We start from the raw sequence: 15,968 nt of genomic DNA, 5'->3' as shown, positions 1-15,968 counted from the left end.
CGGCCCGGCCGGTCAACCCCGGCCGGGCCGCGACTCGTAGGCCGTCCGGCTCGCTTCGATGGCCGGCACATGGTCGATGGCCCAGTCGGCCAGGGCCAGCGCGGGCGGGATGAGGCTCGTGCCGGTCGGGATGAGGGTGTATTCGGGCCGGGTCGACCGCATCCCGATGGGCCCGGTACGGCTGATCGGTCTCGACATCGGGCTGCTGGTGGCGGGCGCCGTCACGACCTGGCTGGCATTCCGCATGCGGTGACCTCAGGGACCAACACCGGGCGGAACGTCCATGTACAGATGGAACGTGGTGGCGCCCGGCACGGTGTGGACACGCACCAGATCGCAGAGGTGATGGGCAAGCAGCAGGCCGCGACCGCCCTCGGTTCGGCTGGCCGGTGGGATCCGCCCGGCCAGCGGGTCGGCCAGATGTCCCTGGTCGGCGATCCGGCAGACGAACTGGCCGCGGTCCGCCCAGACGGTCAGCGTGCCCCCGCCGGCGGTGTGCACCAGAGTGTTCTCCGCCAGTTCGTTGACCGCGCTGACCAGGTCCTCACCGCGGGTCTCGGCCAGACCGGCCTTGGCGGCGTGCTCGGCGGCGAACCGGCGGACCGCACCGAGGTCGGCCGGTTCGGCGTAGCGCATCCGGACGGCCCCGTCCGGCGGGCCGGGCAGTGGACGGTTCGAACGGGCCGCCGTGACGATCGGATCGGTGTAGGCCACGCTGGCCCTCCGCACACCGTCGACGATCATGGCCGGGTGGGACCGCCCCGCCTCGGCGATCGCGGCGCCGTCCAGACGGGTCGCGTCGTACGGGCAGATGATCGCCGTGTCGCGGCCCGCGAAGACCGCGTTGACCAGCGCGTCGTGCTGGGCGCAGGCGGGCCGTTCGAGTTCTGTCCGGCCGGGCCACAGCGACTCGGCGATGATCGACGTCCGGCGGCCGGGGTGCGCGGCGGCGAACGCCAGCAGCACGCCGGGGATGATGCGGCCGGGATTGCGGCCGGCCTCGGTCATGTCGGTGAAGGACACCGCCCGGTCCAGGCCGACCAGTGCCTCCCGCAGCACTGCCAGGTTCGGTCCGGGCACCGCGACCAGCACGGCATCCCCGGCCGCCACCGCGTGCCGGGCGAACCCGCTGAGGACGGTCCGGTACTCAGAAAGGTCCCGGTAGAGCAGCGCCGGGTGGTCGAGCGTCATACGACCACTTCGGCGCCGTTGAACGCGAGCAGCCGCCGCATGCCCGGCGTGCAGCCCGCCACCCGCATCCGGGGCGCACCGGCGACCGCCGCCCTCAGCAGGATCCGCACCGCCGCACTGTCGGCGAACCGCAGGTCGGACACGTCCACGATGAGTGGCCGGTCGCCTGCCGCGGTGTCCTCGGCCAGGTTCTCCAGGACGGCCCGCAAGGCCTGCCGGTTCGCCAGGTCGACCTCACCCTGCAGGCGGATGCCCGGTGGCTCGGCCACGCGGGTGAACCGCAGGGCCGGTTCGACGTCGGCACCGGTGTGCCGGTCGACGGCGGCCGGATGCGCCCACGTCATGCGCTGCAGTTCGGACGGGCTGAACAGCCGCCGGTCGTACAGGCAGATCGCCATGGCCTGCCGTTCGGCGAAGACCCGGTTGACGTTCGCCTCATACCAGGCGAGCCGGTCGGCGCCGGGTCGCGGGCGCGCCGCCCAGGACATGTCGCCGATCGCCCGCAGACTCCGGAAACCGTCGGCGCGGGCGCGGGCCGCCTCGACCCGCCACCCGGCCATCGCCGACTCCGGGTGGAAAGTGCCCGAGGCCAGGTACGACTCTTCGGCCGTCACCATCTCGAGCTGTCCCCGCCGGATCGCGCCGGGAGCGTCCACACCGGCTGTGACCAGGTCGGCGGCGAGCCGCTCGTGATCCGGCCCGAAGTAGAGGATGCGCTCGTCGTCGCGGAGCCCGGCGCTGACGTAGGTGGCGAGGCTGCGCAGCCGGGAACCGTCGTCGTCCACGACCACGCAGGCGTGATCACCCGGGCGGAGACGACCGAGCATGCCCGCTTCGATCATCGACCGCTCCTCGCCTCGTCCGGCCATCCTAACGGAACACCCGGTAGTGGTAGCTGTGTGAATGTTGGAAGCCGACCTTCGCGTACAGCTGGCGTGCCGCCGCGTTCTCCCCCTCGACCTGCAGGTAGAGCAGCTCGGCGCCCCGCTCGGCCGACCAGGCCGCCCCCGCCCGCAGGATCGCCTCGGCCAGGCCGCGCCGCCGGTGCCGCGGGTCGGTGGCCATGCAGAACACACCGCCGATCCCGCCGTCCACCACGAACAGCCCGAGCGCCGCGATCGAACCGTCCACGACGATCGAGGCGAACCCGGTTGCCGGAGCGATCCGGTCGAGGACGTGCTCGCTCACGGCGTCGTTGCCGTAGGCGGACCGCCACCCGCTGGTGAGCCCGGTGCTGATCGTCACCTCCGGCACCGGCCGCATGACCTCGCCGGGCGCCGCGGTCAGCACCAGGGTCGGCGCCTCGTAGCGGTATCCGCGCGCGGCCAGCACCCCGTCCAGGGCCTCGTGCTCCTCGGCCGGGCTGACCTGCACGATCACCGGCATGCCGCGTTCCCGGTAGAACCGCTCGGCCGCGTCGATCCCGCCGGCGGCGCCGGGCGGCGGCAACGCCGAGTTGTTACGGCGCTTGCCGACACCGGGGGTGTGCCGCAGCAGCCAGCCATCCGCTCTCTCGGCATGGGTGGCCGGCCACGCACCGACCGCGTGCTCCTCGATGTCCGCGACGCTTCTCACGATCGACGATCTTATGATCATCGGGCTTTGAGGTGTCCGCTAACCTGGGCCGATGCCGAGAACCGACCCGTCCGCCGAGTCCGCCCCCGCCTGGCTGCTGTGGCCGCTACGGGCGATCGCGGTCGTGGTGGTGCTGCCGTTCCGACTGCTCGGCATGGCGCTCTCCGCGGTCGGTGGTTTCCTGTACCGCTACCTGATCGTCCCGCTGCTCTGGCTCTGGGAGCATCTGGTCGTCATCCCGCTGGCCTGGCTGTGGAAATACCTGGTCGCCATCCCGCTGACCTGGCTGTGGCGCACCCTGCTGTTCCCGGCGCTGCGCTGGCTCGGCAACGCGCTGGTCAAGCTGATCGGCTGGATCATGGCGGTTCCGGTGCTGGTCATCGGCGTGCCGGTGCAGTGGCTCTGGGAGCACGCCATGGTTCCCGTCGCCCGCCTGTTCTACCGCTGGGTTCTGCGCCCGATCGGCCGGGCCATTGCGGTGACCTGCGTCTTCCTCTGGAAGTGGATCCTGGCGCCGGTCGGCCGCGCCCTGCTGTGGTTCCTCACGGCCGGCTGGCGGGGCACGTCCTGGCTGTTCCGTCAGGTCTACCGCTGGCTGCTCCGCCCGATCGGCATCGCGGTCGCGGTCACCTGGCACTGGACCTTCGGCGCCCTCTGGCGCCATGTGGTCGCGCCGGCCTCCCGCTGGGTGCGCGACGAGATCCTCCGGCCCACCGGCGCTGCGATCCGGTCCATCCTCGCATCCCTCGGCCTCCGCTGAAGGACCACCCCTTTCTCGTACGGCCATCGCTCCCCCGACCGCACCAGCATGAACCGGGGCTGCCCCAACGACGTGGCCGCCCACCCCCGCGGCGCCAACCAGCTGTCACCTGCTGCTGTCTCAGCCGTCCCGAGACAGCGGTGCCGTCCAGGCGGAGGTGGTGTTTGGGCGGCTGGGCGGTACTGGTGTCTCCGAGCGGCTGAGGCAGCGGTAGGCGACCGGCGGTCAGCGTCTGGGGCCGTGGATCTCGCGGTGCAGGCGTTCCATCCGCAGGTCCAGGCGCGCGGCGTCCTCGGCGGCGGCGGTGAGCTCGTCACGCAGGCGCGGCGGGACGACGTCCGGGTCGTGCTTGTAGTAGATCTTGTGCTCGAGGCTGGCCCAGAAGTCCATCGCGACCGTACGCAGCTGCACCTCGACCGGCACGGCGACCACCCGGTCGGACATGAAGACCGGGATCTCGACGATCAGGTGCAGGCTCCGGTACCCGTTCGGCTTCGGTTTGGCGATGTAGTCCTTGGTGACGACGAGGTTGACATCGGGCTGGCGGGTGAGCATGTTCGCGACCGTGTAGACGTCGGAGACGAAACTGCACACGATCCGGATGCCGGCGATGTCACGGATCCGGGCGCGCATGTCGTCGAAGTGCAGCGGGCAGTTGAGTCGGCGGGCCTTCGCCGTGATGCTCGCCGGGGACTTCAGGCGCGGGCTGACGTGTTCGATCGGGTTGCCGGACCCCCGGTGGGTGAGTTCCTCGGCCAGGATCGTGATCTTCGTGTTGATCTCAGCGAGTCCGAATTTGTACACCATGAGGAAGTGGTTGAGATCGGTCCACTGCTCGTGCCACGCCTCGGCATGTCCCCACCTGGCGAGCTGGCCGGGCTGATCGGTCGTCACGTCACTTTCTCCACGGAATCCGTCATCGTCGGCGTGAGGCCGACTTCGCCCGGTACATGGCGGCGTCAGCCTCGCGCAGCAGCAGGTCGGGGTCGGACGACCCGTCACCGGAGACCGCCGACCCGATGCTCAGCCCCACCTCGACGACCTGCCCGTCGATCAGGTACGGCTCGGTCACCGCGGCCATGATCCCGGCGCGGACCGCTTCGTCCCCGCCCGGCCCGGAGACGTCGTCGACCAGCACGACGAACTCGTCCCCACCCAGCCGGGCTACCGTATCGGTGCGCCGCAACGCGGCCGTCAGCCGTCTCGCCACCTGGACCAGCAACTGGTCGCCGGCGGCGTGCCCGAGGGCGTCGTTGACCGCTTTGAACCCGTCCAGATCCAGCAGGAGGACCGCGAAACGATAGCCGGGCTCGCGTGCCGCCCGCAGCCCCGCCTGGGTGAGCCGGTCCTCGAGCAGCAGACGGTTCGGCAGGCCGGTCAGGTGGTCGCGCATCGCCGCCGTACGCAGGCGTTCCTCCATGACCCGGTAGTCGAGGGCCTTCGCCAGCAGCGACCCGGAGTGGTTCATCATCTCCCGGCCCGGCGGGGTCGTCGACTGGATCCGCCCGACCGCGGCGAGCACCCCCCAGTCCCGCGTCCGGCTGCGGACCGGCACCGTGAACACGATGTCGCCGGCCGGCCCGCCGGCCGCCTCAAACAGTTCGGCCGGCGGAAATTCATCCACCGGAAGGACTCCGGACACCCCGCACCGGAACGCCCCCACCACGTCGAGCTTCTCCGGCTCGTCGTGGTGCCACACGCCGAGACAACCGGCCAGGGCCGTGGTCCGGTCCAGCCAGTCCAGCCGCGCCGGGTCGCTGCCGCCCTGCCCGCCGCCGCCCTGCGCGGCCAGCAACGCGACGCCGAGCTCGTACTGCACGTTCAGGGTGTCCTGCAGATAGCGGACCTGGCCGAACAGCTCACGCGTGTGCGCCTCGGACACCGGCAGGCCACCGGTGTCGCAGCCGCACGACTCGCGCGGCTGGAACAGCGTCGCCACCTGTACGGTCTGCGGCGGCTCGTCCATCAGGCCGTAGACCGCGGCGCCGATCGCATCCAGCGGCTGCCGCACGCTCGACAGCGCGGGACGCAGGTAGGCGGCGTCGGCGATGTCGTCGAACCCGACCACCGCCAGGTCGCGCGGCAGGTCGTAACCTGCCTCGATCAGCCGCCCGACCAGCCCGATCGCGTTGCGGTCGGTGCCCAGCACGATCGCCGTCACCGGCATACCGGTCCGGATCAGCGAGTCGGCGACCGTCTCCCCACCCGACTCGTGGTTGTCCCCGGTGTCCAGGAGCAACGGGGACAGGCCGTGCGTGGCCATGCCCGCGGCGTACCCGGCGGCCCGTTCCCGGAGGTCGTAGTGGGCCATGTACCCGGCGAAGGCGATTCGCTCGTGGCCGTGCCCGATCAGGTGGGCGACCGCGTCGCGGACTCCGCTGCGGTTGTCGGCGGCCACCACCGACATGCCGGGGCCCGCCGACTCGGCCGCCACCATCACGACCGGCAGCCCGGCCCGCCGGGCACCGGCCGCGTACTCCGGCGACACCGCACCCGGCAGCACCGCCAGGCCGGAGAGGTGCCGCCACGCCAGCGGACGATGGAAGTCGGGCAGGCCGCTGCGGTCCGCGCTGTGCGACCCCGGATCCAGCGTCTGCAGTGCCATCACCCGGTCGCCACCGGCCACCGCGGCCGCGCTGATCCCCTCGATGATGGCCCCGTAGTAGTCCCCTCCGACGAAGGGCGACAGGATTCCGAACGTACGCCCACTCACGCTGTTCATGATTCCGCATATCGGGGGCTGACAGGCGATTCCGGGCCGAAGCCACTGTTACCGCTCGCAGACGACGCCGTCGGAGTCGCGGTCCTGGTACCACTCGTACTCCGGGTCGGTCCCGCGGACGTAGGGCCCGTAGCCTGCCGCGTTGGCCTTCGCGCAGGTGTCGAACCGGGGATCGGTGCCGGTGGTCGGCTCCTCGGTCTCGACGGGCGCGTCGTCGTCGCCGTTCGCCTCGCAGGCGATCCCGTCGCCGTCCCGGTCCAGGGCGGCGCGATAGCCGGGGCCGCCACGGGTCAGTTCGCCCGGCGCCGCGTCGCAGTCCGCGTAGTGGACGGCCGCCGGAGACTTCGACGGGACCTTCGTCGCGGTGGGCTTCGCCGTGGGCGGTGACGGCTTCACGGGTTTGGACGCGGCCGGGGTCGTGTCCGGCTTCCGGCCGGCCGTCGCGCTGCCGGTCGGGCTCGCGGCCGACGCGACGGTCGCCGCCTGACGCACGGCCGCGGCCGTGCTCCGATCCGGAGCCGTGGCCGGCCCGGCCTCCCTGTCCGGGGCGAGGAACATCACCGCGCACAGGCCGAGGGTCCCCACGCCGAGGGCACCCAGAACCGCCTTGTGCCAGGGCTGCCACCGCGGTGCCGCTGCGGTCGGCGCCATCCCGTACGGCGGCGTGCCGTACGCGGACGCCCCAAATGGCGGCGTGCCGTAAGGCGGCGTGCCGTGAGGCGGCGTGCCATAAGGCGGCGTGCCATAAGGCGGCGTGCCGTAAGGCGGCGTGCCGTGAGGCGGCGTTGTCTGGGGCAGGGGCGCGTTTGACGGCGAGCCGTGCGGCGGAAACGCCGGGCCGGAGGCGATCGGCGGCCCCGGTGCCGGGTACGGAGCGTAGTGAGTGGGCGACTCATCCGGTGGAAAATGTTGTCCCTGGCCGGTGGGCAGAGCGTGACCAGGCTCCGGTGCCGCATACGGATTCGGCTGCTCAGCCCAGGGGTCCTGTGGAGGCGGCAAGTTCACAGCGTGAGCTTGATGTCGCTCGATCACGTACGGTACCGGCCATCCGGTTGATGCCCTCGCTACCCAGATGGGCGATTCGTTGCGGACATCGGCGCCTTCCCCGGTCGACGATGTGGCCGTCGTCACCGCTTGGAGAAGCTCCTCGAGGAACTTCCGCAGGTCACGCCGACGACGATGATTCCGGAGTCTTTGCCGACGCCACCGCGAACCGGGGCGCCCACGACCGGAACATCCGCCCGCCGAGGGGCTGTCGCATATCGGTCACCCCCGAGCCACCCCGTCCGCATGGACACCCGTCGCTACTGTCTGCGCCGTGCAATTGATCGAGAACCCATGGGGTGTGACCGCCTTCGGGGCGGCGAGTGTCAAGTCGAAGCCGGATCTCGTTCGCGTGCGATTCGAGGTGTCCCGCATCGAGCCGCAGCCGGCCGAGGCGTTCGCGCTGGTGAACGAGACGGTCCGAGCGGTCCGCCGGGTACTGCGGGACCACGGTGTCCCGGACTCCGCCGTACAGCGGTCCGGTCTCGACCTGTCGACGGCGTGGAACGGTTACGGCGCCGACCGGACGTTCCGCGGCCACGAGTGCACAGCCTCGCTCGTCGTCGAATCGCGGAATCTGGACGACACCCAGCAACTGCTCACCGAGCTCATCGCGGCCGGCGTCACCGAGATCAAGTCCGTCGACTTCGACACCGTCACCAAGCCGGACCTGAGGGCGCGGGCCCGGCGGGAGGCGGTCGCCGCCGCCCGCCGCAAGGCTGAGCTGTACGCCGACGCGGCCGGGGTCCGGCTCGGCCAGGTCGTTCACATCGAGGACGTCGACCCGGAACGCCCGGGAGCGGAACGCCACCGCGGTCACGGAGGCGGCGGCGAGACCTCCGCGGAGGACCTGGCGCCCGGTCAGGTGGTCGTCTCCGCCGCGGTGACCCTCGGTTTCGCCATCGCAGCCGGCTGAGAGTCACTGCAGCCGACTGAGAGTCATGCCACCGCAGCCGGCTGAGGTCACCGCAGCCGACTGAGAGTCACGCCGACGTGCCGGTCAGCCGCCGCACCGACGGCCGGAATGTTGGCCCGCGACGGGCCGGGGTGCCACCGGCACGCATCCCGGCACCGTGGTGAAAATGCGTTGCCGAACCGCCCGACGGGTGCTGGGCTCCTCGTATGGATCATGATGAGGTGCTCGCCCTGTTCGACCGCCAGCTCCGGCGGGAGATCCGGGCCGAAGGCGTCGGCTCCCGGCTCGAACCGGACGGTCCGGCGATCCGGCACGTCGCCACCGATCCGCGAGGGTGGAACGCGGTGGTGTGGTCCGCTCTCGACGAGGACACCGCCGACGCGGTGATCACCCGGCAGGTGCAGCGGTTCGCGGAGCTGGGATTCGGCTTCGAGTGGAAGCTGTACGCCTACGACCAGCCCGCCGACCTGCCCGAACGCCTGCTGGCGGCCGGATTCGTCCCGGACGAGCGGGAGACGCTGATGGTTGCCGAGATCCGCGACCTCAAGGTCGGAGGTCAACTTCCCGAGGGCGTACGGATCGAGCGCGTCACCGACGCGGCCGGTGTCGAACTAATGGTCCGCGCCAGTGAGCAGGCGTTCGGTGAGAACGCCGACTGGCTGCGGCACCGCGCCTCGGACCAGCTCGCCAACGACCCGGACAACGCGTACCTGTTCGTGGCGATGGCCGGCGACGAGCCGGTGTCCGCGGCCCGGATGGACGTCAACCACGGCACCGCGTTCGCCGGCCTGTGGGGTGGCGGCACCGTCGAGGCTTGGCGGGGCCGCGGCATCTACCGTGCCCTGGTCGCCGAACGTGCCCGTATCGCCGCCGACCTCGGCTACCGGTACCTGCAGGTAGACGCCTCCGACCAGAGCCGCCCGATCCTGGAACGCCTCGGCTTCGCCGTTCTCACGACGACCACCCCGTACAACATGCCGGCACCCCGCCGGCCGTAGCCCACGCCGCTGTCGCGCCGCACCGGGCAAGCCTGACGTACGGCTCATGGCCGCCGGTCGTACGTCAGGCAGAGCCCGGGAATCTGTCCCCCGCAGGGCGGGGGGTTACTGCCAGGAGCAGGTGTCGCCGGTCCGGAGGCGGCCGGGGTGTTCGACGGCGGCCACCACTCCGAAGGTCATCTCGTGGTGGGCGGCGAGGGTCTTGAGCAGGTCGGCGCGCCCGGGAGCCGTGTCCTGCGGCATGTCGACCATCACACAGCGGGTCAGCGGGCGGACCACCCGCAGCACGACGTCGGCGCCGATGCGCAGCCGGCGGCCCGGCCAGTCGTCCTCCGGGAAGCTCGCTTCGGGGGCGTCCGCGATGTCGATCAGCAGGTTGGCACGGAAGCGCTGCGGGTCGACGGCGGTTCCGTCCGGTCCGCCGCCGGCCAGTGCGGTGAGGGCCCGCAGCCCGGTCGTGGTGATCAGGCTGATCGGGCCCTCGTCGTGGTGCGGGATCCCGGACTCCGGGGTGAGGGTCACCGGGCGGCCGAGCAGTTCGCTGATCGCGCGGTGACCGGCGGCGTCGTCGGCGGCGAAGGCGCGGCCGTCCGGCAGCTCCACGAACGGTACGGCCGAGGGTCCGGTCCGGGCCCGGAGGCTGAACAGTCCGGGCATGCGGCGGAAACGGCGGGTGTTCTTGCCGCTGCCGAACTTGCCGTCGGGGTCGCGGACCGCCCACAGGCGGTCGCCGGCCAGGCCGCGGCCGGTCGCCGCGGCGGCCCGCGGAACCTCACCGAGCAGGGACTTCACCGGATAGCGTCGGATCTCGATCAGCTGCACGCACCGACGGTAGGAGATGCACTCCGGTGGTGGTGACCCGCTGTCAGGGTCACCGCGGTGAGTGTCGGCATCGAGGTCGTACGTACGGATCGCCCGGGCGGCCGGGGCCCGTACGGTGGACCTGACCGCCACGGATCCGGGTTGACGGTGAGGGTCGCATGCGGCCCGGCGGTGCCGCCCGGGGCCGTGAGGTACCCCCTACGTCGCCGCGTGGCCCCGGTTCGCGCGCGTGCGGTCGGACAAGCGATGGCCGTACGTGAGAGTGTTCAATTTTTGACGCACGGTGAGAACCGCCCCCCTGGCCACGGCGAACAACGCCGTTTGTGGGATTCCTACAAATTGCGCTGCACGACATGCATGATCCGGCCATGGCTCGACCGGCCGGTAGCCGGAAGGGTGAGGGTGGATAAACCTGACGGGGCTAAGGGAGGCTCGGCGAGTGTTCAGTCGTGTCGCGATCATCAACCGTGGAGAGGCCGCGATGCGGCTCATCCACGCCGTGCGGGATCTGTCCGCGGAGACCGGGACCCGGATCGAGACGGTCGCCCTCTACAGCGACGAGGACCGGACCGCGACGTTCGTGCGTGAGGCGGATCTGACGTATCCGCTGGGACCGGCGGCCGACCGTCCCTATCTCAACCATGGGCTGCTGGAGCGGGCGCTGCTCGAGACCGGGGCCGACGCGGCCTGGGTGGGCTGGGGCTTCGTGGCCGAGGACCCGGTGTTCGCGGAGCTGTGCGACCGGATCGGGGTGACCTTCGTCGGGCCCAGCGCCGACGCCATGCGCAAGCTCGGTGACAAGATCGGGTCGAAGCTGATCGCCGAGGAGGTCGGCGTCCCGGTGGCGCCGTGGAGCCGCGGCGAGGTGGCCACGCTCGAGGACGCGCTGCGCGCCGGTGACGAGATCGGCTATCCGCTGATGCTGAAGGCGACCGCCGGCGGCGGCGGGCGCGGCATCCGGCGGGTCGACTCGGCCGAGGACCTGACCGACGCGTACGAGCGGACGAGTCAGGAGGCGCTGCGGGCGTTCGGTTCCGGCGTCGTGTTCCTGGAGCGCCTGGTGACCGGGGCGCGGCACGTCGAGGTCCAGATGATCGCGGACGGGCAGGGCGGCGCCTGGGCGCTGGGTGTCCGGGACTGTTCGGTGCAGCGGCGCAACCAGAAGATCATCGAGGAGTCGTCCTCGGTGGTGATGGCCCCCGAGCAGGCGGCCGAGCTGAAGGCGTCGGCGGTCCGGCTCGCGCTCGCCGTGGGCTACCGGGGCGCCGGTACGGTCGAGTTCCTCTACCACCCGGGCGACAAGCTGTTCGCGTTCCTCGAGGTCAACACCCGCCTGCAGGTCGAGCACCCGATCACCGAGATCACCACCGGCACCGACCTGGTCAAACTGCAGCTGCACGTGGCCGCCGGCGGCCGCCTGGAGGGTGAGCCGCCCGCCGAGCAGGGGCACGCGGTCGAGGCGCGGCTCAACGCCGAGGACCCGGACCGTGACTTCGCGCCGTCGCCGGGCCGCATCTCGCGTCTCGCGCTGCCGGCCGGTCCGGGCATCCGGGTGGACACCGGGGTCAGCGAGGGCGACAGCATCCCGGCCGCGTTCGACTCGATGATTGCCAAGATCATCGCGTACGGGAAGAACCGTGACGAGGCACTCGGCCGTCTCCGCCGCGCCATGGCCGAGACCACCGTGATCATCGAGGGCGGCTCGACGAACAAGAGCTTCGTCCTCGACCTGCTCGACCAGCCCGAGGTGATCGACGGCAGCGCCGACACCGGCTGGATCGACCGGGTCCGCGCCGAGGGCCGCCTGGTCAGCCACAAGCACTCGGCGATCGCGCTGGCCGCCGCCGGCATCGAGGCGTACCAGGACGAGGAGGACGTCAGCCGGCAGCGGCTGCTGACCACCGCGCACGGCGGGCGCCCGCAGGTGCAGCACGAGACCGGCCGCCCGCTCGACCTGAAACTGCGTGGCGTCGGGTACCGCGTGCAGGTCTCCCGGCTGGGCCGCAACCGTTTCCGGGTCGGCATCGCCTCCGGCGCCTCGGTGGAGTACGCCGATGTCGTCAGCGAGCGGTTCGACGAGCACAGCGCACAGATGTACGTCAACGGCCACCGGTTCCGCCTGATCACGGCGACGCACGGGCCGATCCACACGATCGAGGTCGACGGGGTCACCCACCGGGTCAGCCGGGACGAGGGCGGCGTGGTCCGCTCCCCCGCTCCCGCGCTGGTCGTGGCCACCCCGCTGGCCGTCGGCGACGAGGTCGAGGCGGGCGCGCCGATCCTCGTGCTGGAGAGCATGAAGATGGAGAACGTGCTCCGGGCGCCGTTCAAGGCCCGGGTACGCGAGTGCCCGGTCGCCGTCGGCAGCCAGGTCGAGACCGGGGCGCCGCTGATGCGCCTGGAGCCTCTCTCCTCCGAGGACGAGGCCGCCTCCGCCCCGGCCGAGGCGGTGGAGATCGACCTGCCCGCCGGGTCGGCCGCCGGCCACGGTGTGGACGACCTGCGGGCACTGCTGCTCGGGTACGACGTCGAGCCGGGCATCGTCAAGGTCTACCTGGCCGACCACGGCCGCCGCCCGCTCCCCGGCGAGATCGACCTGCTCACGATCTGCGCCGATCTGCTCGAACTCAGCCGCAACAAGCCGGGCGACGAGTGGAAGACCGAACCCGGCAACGCGGTCCGCAGCCCGCGCGAGAACTTCCACACCTACCTGCAGAGCCTCGACGTGGAGCGGGCCGGTGTGCCGCAGGCGTTCCAGGACCGGCTGTCGCGGGTGCTCGCACACTACGGCGTGACGAGCCTCGACCGGACGCCGGAGCTGGAGGACGCTGTCTTCCGGATCTTCCTGGCACTGCAGCGGTCGGCCGCGAACGTCGGCGTCGTCTCCTCGGTGCTGCACCAGTGGATCGCCGGGCACCCGCCGCAGGAGGCGCTGGCCGAACGGGCCGGCATCGCCCTCGAGCACCTGATCGAGGCCACCCAGGTACGGTTCCCGTCGGTGTCCGACCTGGCCCGCGGCATCGTCTTCCGGTGGTACGCCCAGCCGCTGCTGCGCCGTACCCGGGCCGAGGTGTACGCGTCGGTCCGCGCCGACCTGCGGCACCTCGACCACCATCCGGACTCACCGAACCGCGACGAACTGATCCAGCGGATGGTGGCCTGCTCGGAGCCGCTGGTCCGCCTGGTCGGGCAGCGGATCGGGCGGCCGGGCCGGGATCACATGCCGCTGCTCGAGGTCCTCACCCGTCGCTACTACGAGAACCGCGGTCTCTCCGACTTCTCGGTCGCGTCCGCCGGCGACATCCGTTTCATGACCACGACGCACACGGGTTCCCGCGTGACCCGGGTGGCCGCGGCCGCCGTCGACATCGCGGACCTGCCGCAGACGCTTGCCGCGGTCTCCTCCGATGTCGCCGACATCTACGTCGCCTGGGACGACCAGCCCGGCGCCGACGAGATGGCCGCACAGCTCAGCGCCCTGTTCGCCGGTCTGTCGCTGCAGGGCACCCGGCGGATCACCACGACGATCGCGGGCACCAGCGGCGCGGTCATGCACCACCACTTCACGTTCCGGGCCGACGAGTCCGGCCGTTTCACCGAGGACCGGCTCATCCGGGGGCTGCACCCGCAGATCGCGCTGCGCCTGCAGCTCGAACGGCTGCGCGAGTTCGACCTCACGCGCCTGCCGTCCACCGACGAGGAGATGTACCTGTTCAAGGCTGTCGCCAAGTCGAACCCGTCCGACGAGCGGCTCATCGCGATGTACCAGGTCCGCGACCTGACCGCGCTCCGCGAGACCGACGGCCGGCTCGTCGCGCTGCCGGCCCTCGAGGAGGGCGTCACCCTCACCCTCGACGCGATCCGCAACATCCAGGCACTGCGACCGCAGAACAAGCGGTTCGACACCAACCGCATCATGATGTACATCTGGCCGATCACCGAGCTGTCCATCGACGAGCTTAACGCGCTGACCCAGCGCATCCTGCCGACGGCCAGCGGGGCGGGTCTGGAGGAGGTCCAGTTCATCGCCCGGCAGCGCCGGTCCAGCGGTGAGCTCACCGAGGTCGCGGTGACCATCACGCTCGAGCCGGGCAACGGGGCGAACCTGCACGTCGGCGAACCGTCGACCGACCCGGTCCAGCCGCTCGACGACTACCGGCAGAAGGTGCTGCGGGCCGCCCGGCGCGGGACGGTCTACCCGTACGAGCTGACCGGTCTTCTCGGCAGTTTCACCGAGTACGACCTGTCGCCCGCCGGGGTGCTGGAACCCGTCGACCGGCCGAAGGGCAAGAACGCGGCGGCGATCGTGGCCGGTGTCGTCACCACACCGACCGACCGCTACCCGGAGGGCATCACCCGGGTGGTGCTGCTCGGCGACCCGACCAAGTCCCTCGGCGCGCTGTCGGAGCCCGAGTGCGCGCGGGTGATCGCCGCTCTGGACCTGGCGGAGTCGATGAACGTGCCGCTCGAGTGGTTCGCGCTGTCCGCCGGTGCCCGGATCTCGATGACCTCGGGCACCGAGAACATGGACTGGGTGGCGGCCGCGCTGAAGCGGATCGTCACGTTCACCCAGGCCGGTGGCGAGATCAACATCGTGGTGGCGGGCATCAACGTGGGCGCCCAGCCGTACTGGAACGCCGAGGCCACGATGCTCATGCACACCAAGGGCATCCTGGTGATGACCCCCGACTCGGCGATGGTGCTGACCGGCAAGCAGTCACTCGACTTCTCCGGCGGGGTGTCGGCCGAGGACAACTTCGGCATCGGCGGGTACGACCGGGTGATGGGCCCCAACGGTCAGGCGCAATACTGGGCGCCCTCGCTCCCGGCCGCTCGCGACGTGCTGATGGCGCACTATGACCACACGTATGTCGCTCCGGGTGAGAGCGGCCCCCGCCCGGCTCTCACCACCGACCCGGCCGACCGGGACGTCTCCGACTTCCCGCACACGTTCGCCGGAAGCGACTTCACCACGGTCGGGCAGATCTTCTCCGTGGCACACAACCCGGACCGCAAGAAGGCGTTCGACATCCGCACCGTCATGCGTGCGGTGTCCGACCAGGATCACCCGGTGCTGGAACGCTGGGCCGGCATGGCCGACGCCGACACGTCGGTCGTCCAGGACGTCCACATCGGCGGCCGGCCGGTCTGCCTGGTCGGCATCGAGTCCCGCTCGGTGTCACGGCGCGGCTTCCCGCCCACCGACGGCCCCGACACGTACACGGCGGGCACCCTGTTCCCGCGTTCGTCGAAGAAGACCGCACGGGCCATCAACGCCGCCTCCGGCAACCGCCCCCTGGTCGTCCTCGCGAACCTGTCCGGTTTCGACGGCTCCCCCGAGTCGATGCGCAACCTGCAGCTCGAATACGGCGCCGAGATCGGCCGGGCCATCGTCAACTTCGAGGGCCCGATCGTGTTCACGGTCATCTCTCGCTACCACGGCGGCGCGTTCGTCGTATTCTCCAAGGCCCTCAACCCGAACATGACGGTCCTGGCCCTGGAGGGCTCGTTCGCCTCCGTGCTGGGCGGCGCCCCCGCGGCGGCGGTCGTCTTCTCCGGTGAGGTCAACAACCGCACCGCCAACGACCCGCGCGTCACCGAACTGCAGTCCCTGGTCGCCGCCGCGTCCGCCGCGGAGCGCTCGGAACTCACCGCGCGTCTCGCCGAGGTGCAGTCCTCGGTCCGCGCCGAGAAGCTGGGCGAGGTGGCTGCGGAGTTCGACCGTGTCCACAGCATCCAGCGGGCCGTGGAGGTCGGGTCGGTGGACGCGATCGTCAGTACCGCCGAGCTGCGTCCGCGCATCATCGAGGCCATCGAGCACGGCCTCAAGAGCTGAGTCCACCTGGCTTGTACGTCGGGGTGGGGGGGGGGGGGCGGGCGCGGCGGGGGGCGGGGGGGCGCCGGGCTGTGCTGGCCCGGGGCGCGGGGGCGGGCGGGCGC

Annotated in this window: 12 protein-coding genes; 4 read left to right on the top strand and 8 right to left on the bottom strand. The window is 71.4% G+C overall.

The features are described 5' to 3' along the window. Positions 1-12: 12 nt before the first annotated feature. From AB0G04_RS28335 to AB0G04_RS28320, 4 genes are read right to left on the bottom strand one after another with little or no spacing between them, the layout of a single operon-like run. Positions 13-246 (bottom strand): hypothetical protein, encoded by a 234-nt coding sequence (locus tag AB0G04_RS28335; RefSeq protein WP_360988488.1) that lies wholly within the window; start codon positions 244-246, stop codon positions 13-15. 9 nt (positions 247-255) lie between these two features. Further along, on the bottom strand, positions 256-1,191 hold the full coding sequence (locus AB0G04_RS28330; RefSeq protein WP_360988486.1) for a sensor histidine kinase: 936 nt from the start codon (positions 1,189-1,191) through the stop codon (positions 256-258). Further along, positions 1,188-2,033 carry an MEDS domain-containing protein gene (locus AB0G04_RS28325; RefSeq protein WP_360988484.1) on the bottom strand — a complete coding sequence of 282 codons (846 nt, stop codon included), beginning with the start codon at positions 2,031-2,033 and terminating at the stop codon, positions 1,188-1,190. The genes AB0G04_RS28330 and AB0G04_RS28325 overlap by 4 nt, the downstream gene beginning before the upstream one ends. Positions 2,034-2,061: 28 nt before the next feature. Next, positions 2,062-2,766 carry a GNAT family N-acetyltransferase gene (locus AB0G04_RS28320; RefSeq protein ID WP_360988482.1) on the bottom strand — a complete coding sequence of 235 codons (705 nt, stop codon included), beginning with the start codon at positions 2,764-2,766 and terminating at the stop codon, positions 2,062-2,064. 52 nt (positions 2,767-2,818) lie between these two features. On the opposite strand from AB0G04_RS28320, the gene AB0G04_RS28315 reads away from it, so the two are divergent. Further along, the gene (locus tag AB0G04_RS28315) at positions 2,819-3,526 is read left to right on the top strand and encodes a hypothetical protein (RefSeq protein WP_360988480.1); all 708 of its coding nucleotides are present in this window, start codon (positions 2,819-2,821) and stop codon (positions 3,524-3,526) included. 225 nt (positions 3,527-3,751) lie between these two features. Here AB0G04_RS28315 and AB0G04_RS28310 read toward each other — a convergent pair whose 3' ends face one another. From AB0G04_RS28310 to AB0G04_RS28300, 3 genes are read right to left on the bottom strand one after another with little or no spacing between them, the layout of a single operon-like run. Further along, positions 3,752-4,420: a GTP pyrophosphokinase family protein gene (locus tag AB0G04_RS28310; protein ID WP_239166366.1), complete on the bottom strand. Its 669-nt coding sequence runs from the start codon at positions 4,418-4,420 to the stop codon at positions 3,752-3,754. A 22-nt stretch (positions 4,421-4,442) separates the two neighbouring features. Beyond that, a complete protein-coding gene (locus tag AB0G04_RS28305) occupies positions 4,443-6,239 on the bottom strand; it encodes a GGDEF domain-containing protein (RefSeq protein ID WP_360988478.1) in 1,797 nt (598 codons plus the stop codon). A 57-nt stretch (positions 6,240-6,296) separates the two neighbouring features. Next, positions 6,297-6,833, bottom strand: a complete 537-nt coding sequence (locus AB0G04_RS28300; RefSeq protein WP_360988476.1) for an excalibur calcium-binding domain-containing protein — start codon at positions 6,831-6,833, stop codon at positions 6,297-6,299. Positions 6,834-7,566: 733 nt separating this feature from the next. On the opposite strand from AB0G04_RS28300, the gene AB0G04_RS28295 reads away from it, so the two are divergent. Continuing rightward, the gene (locus tag AB0G04_RS28295; RefSeq protein ID WP_360988474.1) at positions 7,567-8,208 is read left to right on the top strand and encodes an SIMPL domain-containing protein; all 642 of its coding nucleotides are present in this window, start codon (positions 7,567-7,569) and stop codon (positions 8,206-8,208) included. A 206-nt stretch (positions 8,209-8,414) separates the two neighbouring features. Continuing rightward, a complete protein-coding gene (locus AB0G04_RS28290; protein WP_360988472.1) occupies positions 8,415-9,206 on the top strand; it encodes a GNAT family N-acetyltransferase in 792 nt (263 codons plus the stop codon). A 105-nt stretch (positions 9,207-9,311) separates the two neighbouring features. Here AB0G04_RS28290 and AB0G04_RS28285 read toward each other — a convergent pair whose 3' ends face one another. Further along, positions 9,312-10,028 (bottom strand): MOSC domain-containing protein, encoded by a 717-nt coding sequence (locus tag AB0G04_RS28285; protein ID WP_360988470.1) that lies wholly within the window; start codon positions 10,026-10,028, stop codon positions 9,312-9,314. 439 nt (positions 10,029-10,467) lie between these two features. Between AB0G04_RS28285 and AB0G04_RS28280 the strand changes: the two genes are divergently transcribed. Beyond that, on the top strand, positions 10,468-15,864 hold the full coding sequence (locus AB0G04_RS28280) for a carboxyl transferase domain-containing protein (protein ID WP_360988468.1): 5,397 nt from the start codon (positions 10,468-10,470) through the stop codon (positions 15,862-15,864). The last annotated feature ends 104 nt before the right edge of the window (positions 15,865-15,968 follow it).

This window comes from Actinoplanes sp. NPDC023801 (genome assembly GCF_040639655.1).
Classification (GTDB): Bacteria; Actinomycetota; Actinomycetes; order Mycobacteriales; family Micromonosporaceae; genus Actinoplanes.
The sequence above is the reverse complement of the archived record's forward strand: the minus strand, read 5'-3'. Positions and strand labels throughout refer to the sequence as shown.